19 protein-coding genes are annotated in these 21,283 nt (G+C 31.6%); all 19 read left to right on the forward strand.

Going from position 1 to position 21,283, the window contains the following annotated elements; translation table 11 throughout:
* Window positions 1-273: endonuclease domain-containing protein (locus AC4PRO_RS16460; protein WP_492118151.1), on the forward strand; the 273-nt coding region annotated here is incomplete at its 5' end.
* A 1,065-nt stretch (window positions 274-1,338) separates the two neighbouring features.
* Window positions 1,339-3,828, forward strand: a complete 2,490-nt coding sequence (locus AC4PRO_RS16465; protein ID WP_492118152.1) for an SLBB domain-containing protein — start codon at window positions 1,339-1,341, stop codon at window positions 3,826-3,828.
* A 462-nt stretch (window positions 3,829-4,290) separates the two neighbouring features.
* Window positions 4,291-5,352 (forward strand): Wzz/FepE/Etk N-terminal domain-containing protein, encoded by a 1,062-nt coding sequence (locus tag AC4PRO_RS16470; RefSeq protein ID WP_492118153.1) that lies wholly within the window; start codon window positions 4,291-4,293, stop codon window positions 5,350-5,352.
* A gap of 89 nt (window positions 5,353-5,441) precedes the next feature.
* Complete coding sequence (gene lhgO / locus AC4PRO_RS16475) at window positions 5,442-6,638, forward strand: L-2-hydroxyglutarate oxidase (protein ID WP_492118174.1); 1,197 nt, start codon at window positions 5,442-5,444, stop codon at window positions 6,636-6,638.
* 38 nt (window positions 6,639-6,676) lie between these two features.
* Window positions 6,677-7,864 carry a UDP-N-acetylglucosamine 4,6-dehydratase gene (locus tag AC4PRO_RS16480; protein WP_492118154.1) on the forward strand — a complete coding sequence of 396 codons (1,188 nt, stop codon included), beginning with the start codon at window positions 6,677-6,679 and terminating at the stop codon, window positions 7,862-7,864.
* A gap of 363 nt (window positions 7,865-8,227) precedes the next feature.
* On the forward strand, window positions 8,228-8,941 hold the full coding sequence (locus AC4PRO_RS16485) for a sugar phosphate nucleotidyltransferase (protein WP_492118155.1): 714 nt from the start codon (window positions 8,228-8,230) through the stop codon (window positions 8,939-8,941).
* Entirely contained in the window at window positions 8,934-9,788 is an 855-nt protein-coding gene (locus AC4PRO_RS16490; RefSeq protein WP_492118156.1) for an NAD-dependent epimerase/dehydratase family protein, read from the forward strand. Before AC4PRO_RS16485 ends, AC4PRO_RS16490 begins: the two co-directional genes overlap by 8 nt.
* Window positions 9,789-9,872: 84 nt before the next feature.
* Complete coding sequence (locus tag AC4PRO_RS16495) at window positions 9,873-11,303, forward strand: lipopolysaccharide biosynthesis protein (RefSeq protein ID WP_492118157.1); 1,431 nt, start codon at window positions 9,873-9,875, stop codon at window positions 11,301-11,303.
* Complete coding sequence (locus AC4PRO_RS16500; RefSeq protein WP_492118158.1) at window positions 11,300-12,445, forward strand: glycosyltransferase family protein; 1,146 nt, start codon at window positions 11,300-11,302, stop codon at window positions 12,443-12,445. The genes AC4PRO_RS16495 and AC4PRO_RS16500 overlap by 4 nt, the downstream gene beginning before the upstream one ends.
* Window positions 12,442-13,056, forward strand: a complete 615-nt coding sequence (gene hisH / locus AC4PRO_RS16505) for an imidazole glycerol phosphate synthase subunit HisH (RefSeq protein ID WP_492118159.1) — start codon at window positions 12,442-12,444, stop codon at window positions 13,054-13,056. The genes AC4PRO_RS16500 and hisH overlap by 4 nt, the downstream gene beginning before the upstream one ends.
* A gap of 1 nt (window position 13,057) precedes the next feature.
* The gene (locus tag AC4PRO_RS16510) at window positions 13,058-13,804 is read left to right on the forward strand and encodes an AglZ/HisF2 family acetamidino modification protein (protein ID WP_492118160.1); all 747 of its coding nucleotides are present in this window, start codon (window positions 13,058-13,060) and stop codon (window positions 13,802-13,804) included.
* Between the two features lie 28 nt (window positions 13,805-13,832).
* Window positions 13,833-14,978, forward strand: coding sequence for an N-acetyl sugar amidotransferase (locus AC4PRO_RS16515; protein WP_492118161.1), 1,146 nt, complete (start codon window positions 13,833-13,835; stop codon window positions 14,976-14,978).
* 281 nt (window positions 14,979-15,259) lie between these two features.
* Entirely contained in the window at window positions 15,260-16,126 is an 867-nt protein-coding gene (locus AC4PRO_RS16520; protein ID WP_492118162.1) for a hypothetical protein, read from the forward strand.
* An 18-nt stretch (window positions 16,127-16,144) separates the two neighbouring features.
* Window positions 16,145-17,383, forward strand: coding sequence for a glycosyltransferase (locus tag AC4PRO_RS16525; RefSeq protein ID WP_492118163.1), 1,239 nt, complete (start codon window positions 16,145-16,147; stop codon window positions 17,381-17,383).
* The gene (locus AC4PRO_RS16530; protein ID WP_492118164.1) at window positions 17,370-18,389 is read left to right on the forward strand and encodes a Gfo/Idh/MocA family protein; all 1,020 of its coding nucleotides are present in this window, start codon (window positions 17,370-17,372) and stop codon (window positions 18,387-18,389) included. The genes AC4PRO_RS16525 and AC4PRO_RS16530 overlap by 14 nt, the downstream gene beginning before the upstream one ends.
* Window positions 18,386-18,856, forward strand: coding sequence for an acyltransferase (locus AC4PRO_RS16535; protein WP_492118165.1), 471 nt, complete (start codon window positions 18,386-18,388; stop codon window positions 18,854-18,856). The genes AC4PRO_RS16530 and AC4PRO_RS16535 overlap by 4 nt, the downstream gene beginning before the upstream one ends.
* 3 nt (window positions 18,857-18,859) lie before the next feature.
* On the forward strand, window positions 18,860-19,966 hold the full coding sequence (locus AC4PRO_RS16540) for a DegT/DnrJ/EryC1/StrS family aminotransferase (RefSeq protein WP_492118166.1): 1,107 nt from the start codon (window positions 18,860-18,862) through the stop codon (window positions 19,964-19,966).
* 4 nt (window positions 19,967-19,970) lie between these two features.
* A complete protein-coding gene (locus AC4PRO_RS16545) occupies window positions 19,971-20,678 on the forward strand; it encodes a glycosyltransferase family 2 protein (RefSeq protein ID WP_492118167.1) in 708 nt (235 codons plus the stop codon).
* Window positions 20,679-20,812: 134 nt separating this feature from the next.
* Window positions 20,813-21,277, forward strand: a complete 465-nt coding sequence (locus AC4PRO_RS16550) for a DapH/DapD/GlmU-related protein (protein WP_492118168.1) — start codon at window positions 20,813-20,815, stop codon at window positions 21,275-21,277.
* Window positions 21,278-21,283: the final 6 nt, after the last annotated feature.

Consider the following 21,283-nt stretch of genomic DNA (forward strand, 5'->3'; position numbering starts at 1 on the left):
GAGCGATTAAAATCAAATCAATTTCAAGGATTAAAATTTAGACGACAGCACCCAATTGGTATCTATATTGTAGATTTCTATTGTCATCAACATAAACTTATCATTGAAGTGGATGGCGCGTATCATTCGGCTTTAGAGCAAATTGAAAAAGATCAAAAACGAACTGATTTTTTGAATTTTCAAGGGTTAAGGGTTATTCGTTTTACAAATGAACAAGTAATCACCGAGATAGAATGTGTGTTGGATGAAATTAGAGAATGTTGTAAAGGCTGATTTTCGAAGATTTTAAAAATCATTTGTTTTTCCCCGGCCCTAAAGGGAGCCAAATGATTTTTGGAGCGAGAGTGTTTTAAAAATCATTTGTTTTTCTTGGGTCTAAAGGGAGATTTGGTTAAGTATTTTAAAAATCATTTGTTTTTCCCCGGCCCTAAAGGGAGCCAAATGATTTTTGGAGGGAGAGTGTTTTAGAAATCATTTGTTTTTCCCCGACCCTAAAGGGAGCCAAATGATTTTTGGAGGGAGAGTGTTTTAGGAAATCATTTGTTTTTCCCCGACCCTAAAGGGGGCCAGATGATTTTTGGAACGAGAGTGTTTTAAAAATCATTTATTTTTCCTGGGTTTAAAGGGAGGGCTCTGATTTTTGGACGCTAGTAAAAAGTATCTAATGCAATCTCTGGATTTGTTCTTTACTACTTAAAGTGATAGGCGGTCACTGTTATCAAATTGTAAGTGGGTAAGACGACCAAAAGATGGGGATAATCTCTTAGAAAAATATAGGTTTTTATATCACTAAATTTGGTGATATTTTATTTTTGTGGGTGTGTTTTTTTAGTGCTGTATCTGATTACTTTATAGTTAGTTAGTTTACTTTTTTAGCGCTTTATCGGACTTTGCCTTTTCAATACTTAAAGGAGGAATTTTTTAAGTGCTATATAGTGGCTATATTTGCCGAAAAGATTGATTTTGCTATTGGTGTTACTATTTTTATAGCGGTTTGTCAAAGCGAAGGAGAGCGTAAAAATGAGACTAAGCCATATTTCAAATTTATGTTTTATCGTTATCATAGAAAAATAGCGGTATGATTGATTTTTTAATGGTTAGTTTGCCTTTTGTATTCTAATAAAATAGTGTTTTTAGCATAGCGATAAAATGTTAAGTAAAAGACCGCAATTGTTTTTATTTAATCTATTTTTGCAACCTTAAAAAAATTTAGTGCGTCCCTTATGGGAGTCGCTAGGGCGGAGCCGTAGTAAAAACAAACGGTTTTGTACGTTTTTTGCTAATAAAACACTTTAAAAAACGAATTATTCTTTAGATTTGAATTCTAATAAATTGAATATGAAAAAAATTATTACTGTAATCGTCTTGCTTATTGCTCTTTTTCAATCATCAACTGCCACTGCACAAGATTTATTAAAAAGTACTGATTTAAGTACCTTGAAAGTAGATTACTTGTCAGATAGTGATATTTCGAAAATAAAAGCGCAGTTGCAAAGTAATAACGTAACTATAGATCAAGCAAGACAGATGGCTTTGGCTAAAGGGATGCCTGCTAGTGAATTTGCTAAATTAAAGGAAAGATTAGCGATGCCTACTTCAAAAAAAGAGGTTGTAAAGCCATATGATAAGGATGGGAATGAGTCTAATGACCAAGAACAGGAATATGGAAGAGCGCAGGAAAAAATCATCAATAACAAAGTCAAGGATTCGATTAATTCACTTATTTATGGGTCTCAGCTATTTGATAATCCTACTTTAAATTTTGAACCTAATTTAAAATTAGCTACACCTGTAAATTATATCTTAGGACCGGGGGATGAATTACAAATAAGTGTATACGGTGTTCAAGAATTTAATGCGAGCACCCCTGTTACTATTGAAGGAAAAATAAGTATTCAATATGTTGGAGAAATAGTCGTTTCAGGAATGACCATTGAATCGGCAACTCAAAAAATAAAAGCGGCGATTTCAAGAGTGTACAGTACGGTACCTTCTGGACAATCTCAGGTGAGTGTTAGTTTGAGTCGCATTCGAACCATTAAAGTAACTATAATAGGAGGTAAGCAACCGGGAAATTATTCGATCTCCTCTTTAGCAACCGTATATAATGCGTTGTTTTTAGCGGGAGGTCCTGGTGAAAATGGTAGTTATAGAAATATAGAATTGATTCGAAATAACAAATTGTACCGAACGGTTGATATCTATGATTTTTTAGTGAAGGGGGACCAATCGAGCAATATAGGACTAAAAGATAATGATGTTATTAGAATTCCAGCTTATACGCAAAGAGTTACGGTTGAAGGGGAAGTAAAACGCCCAGGGATTTTTGAAATAAAAAAAGAAGAGTCCTTCTCTGATTTATTGTCGTTTGCTTCTGGATTTAATGATTTTGCTTATACGGCCGCGGTAAATGTATTGCAAAAAACAGGGAAAGAATTTAGAGTGCTGGATATAAAGGATTCCGATTTCAATACGTATCAGCCCTTGTCTGGAGATGTGTTTAAGGTGACTAAAATTTTAAACCGATTTGAGAATCGTATCAAAATTGACGGAGCTGTATTTAGACCTAATACCTATTCTTTTTATGAAGGGATGCGTGTCTCTGATTTGATTGCAAAAGCGGATGGATTGAAAGAAGATGCGTATAGCAATAGAGCGCGTATCATTCGATTAAAATCAGATTTAACAACAGAAATAGTCAATGTCGACTTGGCAAAAGCGTTACAAGGCGATTTAGAGTCTGATCTTACATTAAGAAGAGAAGATAAGGTGACGGTATATTCCGTTTTAGATTTCGTGGAAAAGTTTAAGATCACCATTGATGGAGAAGTAAAAGATCCCGATGTATATGATTATCATGAGGGACTGACCTTGAACGATTTATTAATTCAAGCTGGGGGGTTAACTGGTTCTGCTTCTAAAAGAGTGGAAGTGGCTAGAATGATAGTATCAGAAGAAATTGACGATGCGAATCCTAATAAGGTTCAGCTATTTAATCTAGAGATTGATGCGGCGCACAATGAGCAGTTAAAGAATTTTGCTTTGCAACCCTTTGACGTGGTCAATGTTCGTAAAATGGCTTTTTACGAGAAACCTGAGATGGTAACCATCAGTGGAGCGGTAAATTATGCTGGTAAATACGTCTTGGCGACAAAGAAAGACAGGGTTTATGATGTGGTGCAAAGAGCGGGCGGTTTGACCTCGTTAGCTAATGTAGCAGGGGTGAAAATAAAAAGACCGATCAAAGCCAAACAAATTGAAGAAATTGAAAGCATCGATTTGAAATTAGGGGCAATAAAGAAAGAAAAGTTACCAGTAGCGGTTAGGGATAGTATAAGTAATAGAGTGAAGGACAGTATTCAAAATAGTTCCTTTAAGAAGATGAATGAGGTAGTGAAGTATGCTACCATACCGGTCGACTGGAAGTCGATTGTTAAAAACCCAAATAACAATACCAATGTCATCCTGTTTCCAGGGGACGAAATTGAAGTAGCTGCTTTTAATGAGGGGGTTAAGGTGACAGGAAATGTCTTGTTGACTTCGGAGATTCCTTATGAAAAAGGAAGAGGTTTTGGTTATTACCTGAGTTCCGTTGGGGGAGTAGATGCTAAAGGGTGGAAGAAAAAGGCCTATATTATTTATCCTAATGGAAAAGCGGCTGTAGCTCATTCGTTTCTATTTTTTAAATCTTATCCAAAGGTAACACCAGGATCGCAAATTATAGTTCCTGAGAAACCGGAAGTCAAAAAGATGAGTACAGGAGAATTGGTCAGTATAGGAAGTGTTATTGCTAGTTTGGCGCTGTTGATTGTTACTGCTTTTAAATAGAATATGCCGTTGTGAGTTGGCGGTTTTCTGTTGTGGGTTGTCATTTATGAGTTATCGGTTATCAGTTATCAGTTTTCCGAAATAAGTACTATCCGATTAAATAGAGTCTCTTATCAACAGACGAAACAGAAAACAGTTATCGGTTAGCGGTTTACCGGAAAGCCTGGTATCGGATTACATATATTCTCGACTCAACATACTAAAACAGAGAACAGAAAAAAGAGAGTAGTTATCAGTTATGACTTATCGGTTTTCCAGAAAGCGCCGTATCGGATTACATCTAATCGAGCATCAGCATACGAAAACAGAGAACAGAGAATAGAAAACAAAAACAGACAACAGTCAATTCAATCATAAACAATCTCGCATCAACAGACGAAAACAGAAAACCGAAAACAGACAACCGATAACGGATAACAGAAAACGGATAGCAGAGAACCCCACAACGGATAACAGTATAAAATGAACGAACAAATTACAAACGACGAAATATCCTTAAAGGAGCTACTTGAAAAAGCGAAAGAATGGTATTCTTATTTGCTGTCTCAATGGAAAATAATCGTATTGGCAGGAATAATAGGTGCTGCTATTGGTTTAACTTATTCTTTTATTAAAAAACCGGTTTATACTGCGACTTTGTCTTTTGCACTAGAAGATGAAAAAGGAGGAGGTGGACTAGGTGGAGCATTGGGTTTGGCGAGTTCTTTCGGTTTAGATTTAGGAGGCGGCGGCGGAAGTATCTTTACAGGTTCTAATCTAACTGAATTATTCAAGTCTAGAAGTATGGTAGAGCAAACGTTATTAACTCCAGTTACCTATGAAGGGAAAACCATTTCTTTGGCGGAGATGTATATTCAAAATCAAGGGTGGCGAGACAGTTGGAAAGACAAGCCCAAATTTGCTACTATTCAATTTTTACCCAATGAAGACCGTAAGGACTATACTCGAGTTCAAGATAGTATTTTAGGCGTGATGTATGCTGATCTATCTACCAATGGTTTAAGTGTAGGTCAAAAAGATAAAAAAATCGCTATTATATCAATTGATGTCAATTCTACCAACGAATTGTTTGCTAAATATTTTACCGAAGCTTTAGTTAAGGAGGTTTCAGATTTTTATATCGAGACTAAAAGCAGAAAATCTCGTGAGAATATGGATGTGCTGGAAAGACAAACAGATTCTATTCGCAGAGCGTTAAATGGTGCTATTACAGGAGTGGCTGTTGCCAATGATAATACGTTTAATTTGAATCCAGCATTAAATGTACGTAGAACTCCGTCTGCTAGAAGACAAGTAGACGTGCAGGCTAATACCGCGATTTTAACGGAATTGGTAAAACAAAGCGAGCTTGCAAAAGTAACTTTGCGTAAAGAAACTCCTTTAATTCAGGTTATTGATAGCCCTATTTTACCTTTGCATAAGGAAAGGTTTGGCAAAGCGAAGGGGATTTTGCTGGGAGGAATTTTGGTCAGTTTTTTAGTTGTTTTATTCTTGATATTTAGGAGGGTTTTAAAAAAAAAATAACTTACTCAAGCATTGAAAATAGTATTATATGAGTTGGTGGTGGAGTAATAGGTATAAATATCAATAAAAGTAAAATTATAATTTAAATGATGTATGATATTATAATAATTGGCGGAGGTATTGTAGGATTATCCTCTGCTTTGAATATAAAAAAAACTAATTGCAAATTAAAAGTTCTAGTTTTAGAAAAAGAATCGCATATTGCTCTTCATCAAACAGGTCATAATAGTGGTGTTGTGCATTCGGGGATCTACTATAAACCAGGTAGTTTAAAAGCTACTAATTGCAAAAGCGGTTATGAAAAAATAATAAAATTTTGTAATCAAAATGAAATTTCAATTGATCTTTGTGGGAAGATTATTGTGGCTACTACTAAAGAAGAGTTGCCTATCTTGGATACTATTTACACACGAGGGGTTGAAAATGGGTTGTTAGGTATAAAAAAAATTAATAACGAGGAAATAAAGGAAATAGAACCGCATTGTTTTGGTTTAGGGGGAATTTGGGTTCCACAGACAGGAATTGTTGATTATAAAGAAGTTTCCCAAAAATATTTAGATCTCTTTTTATTATTAGGGGGGGAGATTGTTTTTGATAGTGTTGTTAAAGATATAAATATAATTGGCTCTACTACTGAAATACAAACAGAAAAAAGGAATTTTGAAACAAATTTGGTGATTAATTGTGCGGGATTATACTCTGATAAAATTGCAAAATTAACAAATCCAGAATTAGATGTGCAGATTTTGCCATTCAGAGGAGAGTATTATACTTTAAAAAAAGAAAAGGAGTATTTAGTCAATAATTTAATATATCCAGTACCTAATCCTAATTTTCCGTTTTTAGGAGTGCATTTTACAAGAATGATTCATGGAGGTGTTGAGGCAGGACCTAATGCTGTCCTGGCATTTGCCAGAGAAGGTTACGATAATAAGACGTTTAATTTTAAAGAACTTTTAGAAACCTTAGGTCATTCCGGGTTTCAAAAAGTAGCTTTGAAATACTGGAAAGATGGATTGTATGAAATGTATCGTTCCTATTCAAAAACGGCATTTACTAAAGCTTTACAAAAATTAGTTCCTGAAATACAAAAAGAAGATTTAGAAGTAGGCAATGCAGGTGTTAGGGCTCAAGCCTGTGACAGGAAAGGTAATTTATCAGATGATTTTTTAATATTTGAAAATAAAAACGTGATTAATATTTGTAATGCACCTTCTCCAGCTGCCACTTCTTCTTTATCGATAGGAGAAAGTATTGCCGATATGGTGTTAAAAAAAATTAATTAAGTAATACTATTAGTTATATAATGATTAAAGTGTAGTTTATGAATATACTCAACTTATTAGGGAGAGATACTGAGATTTTTGAAAGAGATATTAATATTCATAAAGGGGAATTGGCAAGTATTGTAGCGAGCTCTTCTTTTTTAGTGATTGGTGGTGCAGGTTCTATTGGACAAGCTGTGACTAAAGAAATATTTAAAAGAAATCCACTCAAATTACATGTTGTTGACATTAGTGAAAATAATATGGTAGAGTTAGTTCGTGATTTGAGAAGCTCTTATGGATATATTGAAGGAGATTTTCAAACTTTTGCTTTGGATATTGGTTCGGTTGAGTACGATGCTTTTATTAAAGCGGACGGTCAATTTGATTATGTATTGAATTTGTCGGCGTTAAAGCATGTTAGAAGTGAAAAAGATTCTTTTACTTTGATGCGAATGATAGATGTTAATATTTTCAACACTGAGAAAACAATGCAGCAATCGATTGAAAACGGTACTAAAAAATATTTTTGCGTTTCTACTGATAAAGCAGCAAATCCTGTGAATATGATGGGCGCTTCTAAGCGTATCATGGAAATGTATTTGATGCGTAAAAGTAAAGAAATAAACGTTTCAACGGCTCGATTTGCTAATGTGGCTTTTTCAGATGGTTCTTTATTACATGGATTTAATCAAAGAGTCCAAAAAAGACAACCTATCGTTGCTCCAAACGATATCAAGCGCTATTTTGTAACACCCAAAGAATCTGGGGAATTATGTTTAATGTCTTGTATATTTGGAGAAAACAGGGATGTCTTTTTTCCTAAATTAGATGAGAATTTGAATTTAATTTCCTTTGCTGATATTGCAGTTAGATATCTTGCTGAAATTGGGTACGAGCCTTATTTATGTGCGACAGAAGAAGAAGCTAGAGAAAATATAGAAGAATTGATTGCTCAAAAAAAATGGCCTTGTTTGTTTACAGCTAGTGATACAACTGGTGAAAAAGATTTTGAAGAATTTTATACAGACAACGAAATACTAGATATGACTCGTTTTGCGAAACTTGGGGTTATAAAAAATGAAGCTTTGTATGATGAGGTCAAATTAGTAAATTTTAGCAAAAAAATTGGTTTAATGAAATCGAAGCTTTCTTGGACTAAGGAAGCTATAGTAGACTTATTTCATGACTTAATCACCGATTTTGGACATAAAGAAACAGGGAAATATTTAGATTCAAAAATGTAATTAATTTAAATTTTAATATAGTAGTTTAATTTTTAATGCAAAATCTAAAAAAGATAGTCATTTATGCAATTCAACTAACAATTTTTAGAATTTTGGAATTATTTAAGTAGTAATTTAGGAAGCACAAAAATGCTATTACCTAGCTATTTATCCTAAAATGTAGAATTTTTTATTATCGATCGTTGTAATGCAAAACTACAGAAGAGATTATTTTAGTAAAGTAAAAGTTTTGAATCTAAATTATTTTCGAATTTTAGATTCAAATAGTAAAGTTAACTTTAAATAGTGACATTGTTTTTTAATTTTATAGTAAAAAAAGAAGGTAAATAATATTATTTTAATAAAGCAAAAAAACAAATTTTTATGATTAAACGTGCAGTAATTTTAGCAGGAGGTAAAGGGACTAGATTGCGTCCTTATACTGTGGTATTGCCAAAGCCATTAATGCCAATAGGAGAATATCCAATTTTAGAGGTAGTTATAAGACAATTAGTTTCAAATGGATTTAGTCATATCACATTGGCGGTTAATCATCAAGCAGAATTAATTAAAGCTTTTTTTGGTGATGGAAAAAAATGGAATGTATTAATTGACTACTCTTTTGAAGACAAACCATTAGGAACTATGGGGCCATTGAAATTAATTAATGATTTACCAGATGATTTTTTAGTTATGAACGGTGATATTTTAACGGATTTAAATTTTTCAAAATTTTATGATGACCATGTAAAAGCGAAAGAATTGTTTACTATTTCATCATTCAGAAGGGATCAAAAAATTGACTATGGTGTATTAGATATAGATAGTAATAGTAATCTTCAAGGTTTTATAGAAAAACCGGTAAATAAATTTGAAGTGAGTATGGGGATTTACATGATAAACAGTAAAATCTTAAGTTATATTCCTTATAATTCTTTATATGGTTTTGATAACCTGATGTTAGCCATGCTAAAAGAAAAAAAAAATGTAAGTGTTAATGTTTTTGATGGATACTGGTTGGATATTGGTAGACCAGATGATTATATGCAAGCTATAGAAGAATTTGGGGAAATGAAAACAAAATTTATTAATGACTAAAGTTCTTGTTACTGGATCAAAAGGCTTTATAGGTTCTAATCTATTACCTAAACTTCAAGCACTCGGGTATGAAGTTATAGCGTTACATCGTGAAGATGGTGATATTGCACTATCGACTACATGGGAAAAACTCCCTAAAGTTGATGTTGTTATACACTTAGCTGCAAAGTCAGTTGTTCCCGAGAGTTGGAAAAAAAATTATGATTATTTGCAGTGTAATTTATTCGGCACATTAAATGCTCTTAATTATTGTAAAAAGCATAATGCTAAGCTAATTTTTATTAGCTCGTATTTGTATGGAAACCCAGAAATATTACCTATAAAAGAAAGTGCTAAAATTATTGCGTCAAACCCTTACGGTTTATCAAAAAAATTAGCGGAAGATACTTGTGAGTTTTTTTCGAAAAATGAAAATATAGATGTTGTTATTATTCGTCCTTTTAATATCTATGGGCCGGGTCAATCAGATAATTATCTTATACAAACTGTAATTTCTCAGATTAAAAATTCAGATATTATAAAAGTGAAAGATTTAGAACCTAAACGAGACTATATTTTCATAGATGATGTTTCAGATGCAATAATTCTATCTATTGAAGCAGCTGGAAATTTTAATGTTTTTAATTTAGGGTGCGGAGAGAGTTATTCAGTATTAGAAATTATTAATTTAATTCAGGGACTACTTGGGACAAATCATTCCATTGTGTCAAGTAATGAAAGGCGGAAAGGTGAAATTATGAATACGGTTGCTGATAATAGTAGAGCAAAAAGCATATTAAATTGGAGCCCAAAATATTCGTTAAAAGATGGTATTAAAAAAATATTTGAATTAAATGTTAATACCTAACATAAATAAGCTAATTAGATTAATTAATGAGTAAGTTTTTTTTTAGCAAAAATGTATGTTTTTTAGAAGTAATTAATAATTTGAATGCAACAAAGTAAATCGCTTAGGTTTTTTATTAAATTTTCATATGGCGGATTAATTTCTGCCGCCTTATCATTCTTAAGCACGCCAATAATTACTGCCCTTGTTTTGCCTGACGAATTTGGTAAAGCTTCGATGGTGATTTTAGCTTTTAGTTTATTAATTAATTTTGTTCAATTAGGAGCTGACCAAAGTTTTGTAAGATTTTTTTATCAAAAAAAGTATATAAATAAGATTGGGCTCCTTCTAACTAATTCAATAGTAATTCCAATATTTCTTACTTGCTTATGTATAGTTCTTATACTTATAATGGGTGAGAAGATAAGTGTATTGCTAATTGATAGAATAAGTTTGCAGGTTCCAATTCTGTTGTCCTTACTATTATTTTTTGGAGTTATAGAACGATTTTCTAGCTTATTGATAAGAATGAATCAAAAAGGAATGTTATTCTCAAACTTGAAAATTGTTCAAAGTATAGTTAACATTAGCGTTATCGTCTTATACGCTAAATATGTAGAAAGTTCGTTTCTTGCGATTATTTATGGGAGTTTATTTTCATTTTCATTAGCTGCCATAATAGGAGTTTTTATTGAAAGAAAATATTGGAATAAAATTGCAGTAACAATTAATAAGACTGATATTACTGAAATTTTAAGATATGGGCTTCCATTTGTTCCGACATTTATTATTTCATGGGTTTTTGAAGGTATAGATAAAATAGCACTTAAATATTACTCTAATTTTAATGAAATTGGTCTTTATACGGCAGCTTATAAAATAGTGGCAATTTTAACTATTCTTCAAGTTACTTTTTCTAATTTTTGGGTGCCAATATCATACGAGGCTTATGAGAAAAATTCTATTGAAAGTAAAAAAATGTTCCAAAATGTGTTCAATGGTTTAAGTGGTATTTTTTTTATTCTGGCTATTTTAATTATTTCTATGAAGGATTTAATAATACTTCTTTTTGCTGAAAATTATAGAAATGCCACAACGATTGTACCATTTTTAATTTTTATGCCGATAATGTACACTTTGTCAGAAATTACAGTTGGTGGTATTAATTTTAAAAATAAGACATACTGGCATCTTATAATATCTGTAATAGCGGCAGCTGTTAACGTCTTTGGGGTATCTTTTTTAGTGCCTAAATATGGAGCCATAGGAGCATCAATTTCTACAGGCCTTGCTTATATTGCCTTCTTTTATATGCGTACGTTGATTTCAAATTATTATTTTCCTTTAAACTTTAAAATTTTAAAAACAACTATTGCCATAGCCATCGTTTTAATAATAGCTTCTATAAATACTTTTGTTGCCAATAAAGGGTATTGTGGCATTGCAAATTTTGCGTCGTTAATTAGCATTATTTTAATTTATAAGATAGAATTAAATATGTTATTTACAAAATTTATAAAAAAATCATCATTATGAAAATTTTATTTATTACCCTGATAAAAGGTTCATATCCTTATATTGATGAATTTTCAAAACTATTAAATGAAAAAGGCATAGAAGTTGAGGTATTTGACATGTTTGACATGTATACTCTGAAAATTGTAGATGGGAAAGAGCATATTAATTATCATTTAGAGTCCTCGATAATAAGAAAAATTTGTGCGGTTAGATTTTTGGGAACAATACTTAGGCTAATATTTTATAAGATGTATTTTGCTGCAAAACCTTTAAAGGTCGATCATATTTCAATCCATTATGTTTTACCTTTTTATTCTTTTTTTATTCGTTCATTTAAAACTAATGCAAAATCTGTAAGTACTTGTATTTGGGGTTCTGATTTTTATAGAATATCAGATAACAAAAGAAATAAAATGAAACCGTTATTTGCTAAATGTGATTCAATTATTATATCTAATCCAAAAATGGCTGAGGAATTTTCAAATTATTATGAAAATAGGTTTTTGCAAAAAATTAAGCATATTGGCTTCGGTATTGGAAAATTAGATTTAATTGAAAAGTTAGCGACAACTTTTGCAAAAGGGGATCTCAAGAAAAATATTAGTTTACCTGAGGACAAATTGATGGTTACCATCGGCTATAACGGTATTGAAGCGCAACAACATCTGTTAGTTTTAGAATCGTTTACAAACCTGCCTAAAGAGCTTAAAAATAAAATATTTATTATTATCCCTTTTGGATATGGTGGAGATTCAATATATAAAAATTCAATAAAAAACAAACTCGATATTTTAAGAATTGACCATGTTATTTTCGATAATTTTCTTTCTGATGAGGATGTTGCAAAAATCAGAATATGTACGGATTTTGTTATAAATGCTCAAACTACAGATGCAGCTTCCGCGTCATTACAAGAGCATTTATATTCTAAAAACGTATTACTTGCCGGCGAATGGTTACCGTATGACTATTTTTTATATAATGGTATAAAATTATGGTCTTTTAATGCGAATGACTTGGAGGAAAAGATTTTAGAAATGCTAAATAGTTTTGAGGATTACTCTAGTCAAGTTGAAACAAATAGGGAAAAAATATATGAACTATCTAGCTGGAATTCAAGAATAGGCCAGTGGATTAACGTTTTTGAAAATAAATTATGATATCAATTATTAATTATGGAATGGGGAATTTAGGTTCCATCCAAAATATGCTTAAAAAACTGGGATTCAAGTCGGAAATAATTAATAGTCCAGAAGAATGTAAAGACGCGCAAAAAATAATACTGCCTGGAGTGGGTCATTTTGAGGAAGGAATGAGAGTCCTTAATGAAAATGGTTGGTTGCCAATTTTAAATCAAAAAGTAATGCATGAGCAAATTCCTGCTTTAGGGATTTGCTTAGGAATGCAGTTGATGGCAAAATGTAGTGAGGAAGGAAATTGTGATGGGTTGAATTGGATTGATGCAAATGTTAAGCGGTTCAAGTTTGAAGAACAGAGTATGAAAGTACCGCATATGGGATGGAATGAGGTGTTGCCAAAATTTAGTTCACCATTATTTGCAGGTTTTGAAATTTTGGAAGATATAAGATACTATCATGTTCATTCTTATTATGTAGAGTTAAATAGTCCGGAATTTGAGATTGCAAAAACGGTTTACGGTATTCCGTTTACAAGTGCATTCCAAAAAAACAATATATATGGAGTCCAGTTTCATCCTGAGAAGAGTCATAAATTTGGATTAAAAATGTTGTCTAACTTTGCTAAAATATAATATGTTAAAACCTCGTGTTATTCCGATTTTACTTTTGCAAAATGATGGTCTTGTAAAAACGACTAAGTTTAAAGATTCAAAATATATTGGTGATCCCATTAATGCCATTCGCATTTTTAACGATAAGGAAGTTGATGAGTTGATTTTTCTGGATATTATGGTTTCTAGAGGAAAGAAAGCTATAGATTATGATTTAATTTCAAATATTGCTTCAGAGTGCTTTATGCCGCTATGTTATGGTGGTGGAATAAGCGATATCGATTCTATAAGAAGAATATTGAGACTAGGAGTCGAAAAAATTTGTATAAACAGTTATGCTTTTGAGAACCCAAATTTTATAAAAGAGGCTGTGGGTTTATTTGGTAGTTCAACAATTGTAATTTCTATTGATGTTAAAAAGAACATTTTTGGTAAATATGAGGTTTGGACTAATGGAGCTACTAAAAAATTAAAAATTAGCATTAGTGATGCCCTTTTGCAAATGGAGAAACTGGGTGCTGGGGAAATATTAATTAACTCTGTTGATAGGGATGGCACTATGCTAGGATATGATTGTACGCTGATAGAACAAGTGAGTAAGCTTGTTTCCATTCCGGTTGTGGCTGCGGGTGGTGCTGGTAAAGTCTCGGACTTCTCTGAAGCGATTAAAAGTGGTGCTTCTGCTGTTGCAGCAGGGAGTATGTTTGTGTTTCATGGGAAACATAAAGCAGTTTTAATTACTTATCCAAATAGAAAAGAAATTTGGTAGTTAGATAAATTTATATAAGATTAAAATCATGAATAAAAAATATAGAATATGTACTAAATGTGTCATGGACACAACTGATCCAGATATTACTTTTAACGAAGTTGGCGTTTGCAACCATTGTGCTCATTATGATAAGCAAATGGCTCAACTTCCTAAAGGAAATGAAGCCCAAGATATTTTGAATGATTTAGTAAAACAAATAAAAAAAGATGGTCAATCTAATGAATATGATTGTATTATTGGACTTAGTGGAGGTGTTGATAGCACATACGTTGCTTATTTAGTAAAAGAGAAATTAGGTTTACGTCCGCTAGCTGTTCATTTAGACAATGGTTGGAATTCTGAATTGTCAGTTATTAACATGGAAAATATTGTCAAGAAATTGGATATTGATTTATATACTCATGTGATAGATTGGGAAGAGTTTAAGGATATTCAATTATCCTTTTTGAAATCATCTACTCCAGATTCTGAAGTTCCTTCTGATCACGCGATATTTTCTGTATTAAGACAGGTAGCCAAAAAACACAAAATAAAGCATGTTATAAATGGAATTAATGTTAAAACAGAGAGTCATCATGCTTTAAGTTGGTCGCAGGGACATTCTGATTTCGGGTATATAAAAGGTATACAAAAAAAGTTTGGTTCAAAAAAAATTAAAACTTTTCCTCACGGAAATAGATTAACCATTTTTGAAGATGTTTTCTCAAAAAAATGGGTGAACATATTGAATTTTATAGATTATGACAAGGATGAAGCTAAAAGATTGATTACAGAAAAATTGAACTGGAAAGACTATGGAGGGAAACATTACGAGTCAATTTACACGAAATTTTTCCAAGGTTATATTTTACCTCAAAAATTTGGTTATGATAAGAGAAAGATGCACTTGTCGAGTCTTATTTGTGCCGGTGTTGTTACTCGTGAAGATGCATTAGATGAATTAGAGCAACCTCCTTATCCAGTTCAGGAACAATTAGACGATAGAGAATATTTGATTAAAAAATTTAAAATCACTCTTGAACAATTTGAAGGAATTATGAATCGTCCCGTAAAATCATATTATGATTACCCATCATATTATGGTAAAATTCTTAAAAGTACATATTTGCCTAAAATTAAAAAGACGATAAAATTTTTCATGAATTCTTCTAAATCGCAAGGTGATTCTTAATCTTACAAATGTAATTGGTGTTGAAATTTAGAAAAATTAACAATAAATATGTATTGTACTTTACTGTAATCTTTCTCTTTACAATGGGCTCTGAGTTGTTGAGTAATTTGATGATTTTGATTTTATTGTGTGCTCAATATAAAGATTTAAAATTTAGAAAAACTGATTTGTTTCCGGCAATAGTTTTTCCACTAATTATTTTTCCTTTTTACTTGTTCTCAGGAAATGAATATTTATTGCGGTTTATAATTTACATTCCTAGATTTTTATTAATACTAGTAGTGTTCGAGAAGTTTCTGTTAGATATATCTTATGAAGTTCTTAGAAATGTTTTACAAAGGGTTTTCATTATTCATTGTGTTGTAATTCTTCTTTGTGCTGCTTATCCACCATTAAATGTTTTTTTTAATATTATTTTGGCCAAGCCATTTGTCTCTGAGTTTAGAATTTCGGGACTTTTTTCTGGCTATGATTTTATTTCTTTTTTTACAGTTTTATATTTATATGGAGAATACAGATGCAATGGTTATAAGTTTAATGGATTTGGGTATTTTCAACTTTTTTTAGGTTTTAGTGCAACTGTAGTTACAGGAAGATTTGGGATTGTTTTGTATCTGTTATTTTTTTCAATAATTTTTTTAAGGAAAATAACTTTTGCTAAAATAGCATCTTTGTTTATTAGCGGGCTTGTTCTAGCGATGTTGTTCTATGATAGAATTCTTTTGTTTTATAGCACTTTTTTATTGTTACGGGATACTTTACAACTGGATGACCCCAGTAAAAGTAACCTTTCTTTGGAGGATTATGGCTCAGAGGGACAAGATGGGATGTATTCTTTAAGTCCTTTGACATTATATGAAGAGGCCACAAGGCCATTTCATGATATTTCGAATTATGTTTTACCAAATATAAATCCTACTGTAGTGGATTCAGGACCGTCATTTGTTATCCTGAACATTGGTCTTATTCTTTTTGTGTTAGTTTATATCTATTATTTCAGATTAATTTATAGATCAATTAGTGGAGTCGCATTTCTTACTGTCGTAATTTTTTTAATGGATATTAAATTTAGAATCATATTAGTTATGATGCCAACAATTTGGATTATATTAAATCTAAACAGAATAAAAAAGTATGAAAATTTATAATTTAATTTTTTAAAAGTAATGCACGTAACTTATTTTACAATTGAAGATATAGGTTCTGGTTTATTCAGAAATCAGGTTATTAATAAATTAAACGCGATACTAGCGGTAGATTCAAATATAACTTTTGAAGTATTAATTATTAATAGTCCGATAAAATATAAAACTCATAAAAAGATTTTAAAAGAGTATCGATCCACACTTTCAAATCGGATGGAAATTAGATATTATCCTGTATTGCCGCCATTAAGATATGCTTTAAGTAGTGTTATGCAGTCAATTTTGATTCTAAAGTGGTTGGAATTTTTTTGTATATTTTTTGTTAGGGTTAAAGGAGATGTAATTCATTGTAGAAGTTATTGGCCAACTATTATAGCCTCTAACGTTTATAGTATACCAATTTTATTCGATTTGAGAAGTCTTTACCCAGCAGAAAACGTGGCTGCAGGGAAACTAGAGTTAAACTCAAAAGAATATAAATTTTGGCTCAAACAGGAAAGTTTTTGTATCCATACCGCTAAAGTTAATAGCGCAGTTTCAGAAGCGATGGTTTCTTATATCAATAGTATTAAGCCTACTTCTGTGACTCATCTTAACTCAATAATTGTAAATACAGAAGAAATTTATTATGATGCTCAAGAAAGAATTGATAAGAGAACTAAATTAGACTGGCAAGAAAATATAATTTTAGTTTATTCTGGTAGTCTGGGAGTAAGTGGCGTGAACAGGGAAGCATTGATTAAAATTTTGATGTTATTTTCAAAATTAAGTGACAATTTTAGGTTTTTATTTTTATCTAGTGATAGTAAGCATACTATAGAGGAAATATTAATTAAGGCGAATATCCCTCAAGATTATTTTTATATTACGGAATCTAATTCAAAAGAACTTTATAAATGGTTGTCTTGCGCTGATATTGGTTTTCATGCACTTCCGTTACAGTTAGATTCTGATACTCGTTTAGGGACTAAAGTTGTTGAATATTGGGTGAATGGACTGCCTGTAATAGTTAATAAAAATGTTGGAGCAGCAGCTGATATTATCTCAAAATATGGTATGGGATTAATTGTTGATGAGAATTCAACTTCTTCGAATGGTCTTCTTGAAGAAATCAAAGAATTGGTTATGAAAAACAGATTGGAAATTAGTAATATTGGTAAATCTATGTTTGATTCAAAGATTATAGCCAAACAATATATTACTTCGTATAACGAATGTCTTTACAATAACAAAAACAATAAACACAATGAAGAAAATTAATTTTGCGATAATCGGATGTGGAAGAATTGCTCAGCGTCATGGGGAGCATATTAACAATAATGGTAATTTAGTTGCAGTTTGCGATATTAATAAGGAAAAAGCGGATTTATTAGCTGAAAAGTATGATGCAAAAGCTTTTTACTCTATCGATGATATGTTAAGCGCTGATGATCTTAATATTGATGTTGTTTCTGTTTGTTCTCCAAACGGTTTGCATGCTAATCATAGTATAGAATCATTAAAATCGGGTCATCATGTAATATGTGAAAAACCAATGGCTATAAATTTAAGCGATTGTGGAGATATGATTCAAGTAGCTGAAAAAGCGAATAAAAGACTTTTTGCAATAAAGCAGAATCGTTTTAACCCTCCAGTTGCAGCTGTTAAACAGGCTATAGATGAGGGTAAACTTGGTAAGATTTATAGTGTTCAATTAAGTTGTTTCTGGAATAGAAATGAAGATTATTATAAAGATTCATGGAAAGGAACGGAAGATATGGATGGAGGTACATTATTTACTCAATTTAGCCATTTTGTTGACTTGTTATATTGGATGATTGGAGATGTTCGGAACGCGTATGCTTTAACAGGAAATTTTGCTCATAAAAATATTATTGAATTTGAGGATACAGGAGTTGTAGCATTGGAATTTAATAATGGTGCATTGGGAACCATTAACTATACAGTTAATAGTTATGGAAAAAATATGGAGGGTTCGTTAACTATCTTTGGAGAAAAAGGAACAGTTAAAATCGGTGGGCAATACCTTAACGAATTGGAATACCAGAATATTAAGGGATTTAAGATTGAAAATTTACCAGAAGGGAATACTGCTAATAATTACGGCGCCTATCAAGGGTCTATGTCTAATCATGACAAAATATATGAAAATCTTGTTGATGTTTTGACTAATGACGGTGTCATTACAACGAATGCTTTTGAAGGATTGAAAACTGTTGAAATTATTGAAAAAATTTATAAGTCAGCAAAAAAATTAAATTCATGAATGAACCGTTGATTTTTAATTCTCAAATAAAATCTGATGTGGTATTTGGAACTGATGTTAAAATAGTCAAGCCAGTTAATTTATATGGCTGTACTATTGGGAATAATACATTTGTCGGGCCGTTCGTAGAAATACAGAAAGATGTTAAAATAGGGGATAATTGTAAAATTCAGTCTCATACTTTCATTTGTGAGCTTGTTGAAATAGGAGATGACTGTTTTGTAGGACATGGAGTTGTTTTTATTAATGACTTATTTGCAAACGGTGGACCTGCCATGGGGGATATAAGTCTTTGGAAAAAAACTATAGTTGGTAGGAATGTTTCAATAGGTAGTAATGCGACTATTTTACCTGTAGAAATTTGTGACAACGTTGTAATAGGAGCGGGAGCTGTAGTAACAAAAAACATAACTAAGCCAGGAGTGTATATTGGCAATCCTGCAAAATTTTTTAAAAAAAAAGAATAACTGATGAAAGTACCATTTGTTGATTTAAAAAGTCAATATATTTCGATAAAGGAAAATATTGACAATGCTATTGAAAATGTTATAAATGAAACGGCATTTATTGGCGGTAAGTATGTTGAGGAATTTGAAAATAAATTCGCAGCACTGTATGGTGTTAAGCATTGTTTGGCAGTAGCCAATGGAACCGATTCATTGTATATTTTAATGAAAATGCTTCAAATTGGGAATGGTGATGAGGTAATAACAGTGGCAAATAGTTGGATATCATCATCTGAAACAATTACGCAAACAGGAGCAAAGCCAGTATTTGTAGATATTGATCCAATATTATATACACTAGATGAAAATTTATTAGAATCTGCCATTACTTCGAGAACAAAAGCAATTATCCCAGTTCATTTACAAGGTCAGATGTGTGATATGGATAAAATAATGACTATTGCAAATAAATATGGAATTCCAGTAATTGAAGATTGTGCTCAATCTCATTTTTCCGAATATAAAGGAAATAGAGCTGGTATAACTGGTATTGCTGGATCGTTTTCATTTTATCCAGGTAAAAATTTAGGAGCGTATGGAGATGCAGGATGTATATTAACAAATGATGATGAACTGGCTGTAAAATGCAGAATGTTTGCCAGGCATGGGGCATTAAAAAAGCACAATCATATTATTGAGGGTATAAATAGTAGAATGGATGGTATTCAAGCTGCTATATTAACAGCGAAACTTCCTTATATATTATCTTGGACGGACAACCGGATAACTAATGCGAACTTGTATAATAAATATTTGGGAGAAATAAAGGATATTATTTTACCAGTTGTTAGGCCAGAATCGAAGCATTCATTTCATTTATATGTAATTAGAACAAAAAAGAGAGAGGAATTGGCAGCTTTTTTAAAATCAAAAAATATTGAAACGGCAGTTCATTACCCAGTTGCGCTGCATAACATGGAAGCCTATAAATATTTGAACTATAGTCCAGATGATTTTCCTATTGCAAATTTATATCAAAATCAAATTCTTTCATTGCCAATGTATCCGGAGTTAAGTGAAGTTCAAATTGTTTATATATCAGAAACAATAAAAGAATTTTTTCAAAAATAAACATATGATATCAGTTTGCATTGCAACTTATAATGGAGAAAAATATATTAAAGATCAAATTGATTCAATCTTAAATCAACTTGGTTCCGAAGATGAAATTATTATATCTGATGATGGCTCTGATGATGGTACGATAAAGATCGTAAATGAGTTTAATGATAAAAGAATTAAAATTGTCTACAATAATGTGGAAAGAGGATATACCCATAACTTTGAGAATGCTATAAAAAATGCGAGTGGAGATTTTATCTTTCTTTCTGATCAAGATGATGTTTGGATGGATAATAAGGTTTCTGAAACAATGAATTCACTAGAAAAATGTGATTTTGTAGTGTCTGATGCCTTATTTGTTGATGAAAATCTTCAGGATTTGAAACACACTTTTTTTTCTATGAGAGGAGGGGCAAAAGGATTTTTCAAGAACATGTACAAATCTCAATATTTGGGGGCGTGTATGGCTTTTAAGAAAGAGATTTTAGTTAAGCTATTGCCTTTTCCGCAAAAAACAGAATTATGTCCCCATGACCTATGGATTTCTTTAATTTCTGAGTTTTATTTTAAAACAATAGTTATTTATAAACCCTTAATCAAGTACAGAAGACATGGTAATAATGTTTCTACAGGAGGTGAAACAAGTAGTAACTCTCGTTATATGCAAATTAAATTTAGATTATATTGTTTGACGCAGGTAATTTTTAGATTATGTAGATGATTATGAAAAATTTTTTAAAGAGATACACGGTATTTCAGGTTTTCACGCTATCAATTAATATTATAAGGACTAAATTAATATTTAGTAAAGCGAGACTTATAAGGTTTCCTATCGATATTAGAGGTAAGGAGTTTATGAGTGTTAAAAAGGGCTTCACAACGGGCTGTTATTGTAGGCTTGAAGCATATCCAGAAAATAATAATAAGGTTCTTTTTTTTGGTGAGAATGTGCAAATAAATGACTCTGTTCATATTACTGCGATGAAAAGTGTTCGCATTGGAGCGAATGTTTTAATGGCAAGTAAAATCTACATTTCAGATTGTACGCATGGAAGTTATATAGGTAATGATTATGATAGCAATCCCAACGTCAGTCCGCTAGAGCGACCATTGTCCTCAAAGCCTGTTGTTATAGAGGATAATGTTTGGTTAGGAGAATTTGTATCGGTATTGCCTGGAGTAACCATAGGTAGAGGCACAATTGTAGGAGCAAACTCCGTAGTTTCAAAAAGCCTACCTTCTTATGTAATTGCGGTGGGAACACCAGCAAAACCAATAAAAAAGTACAATTTTGAATCCCAAAGATGGGAAAAAATATAAACAAGA

The organism is Flavobacterium sp. DW-iso2 (assembly GCF_058725285.1).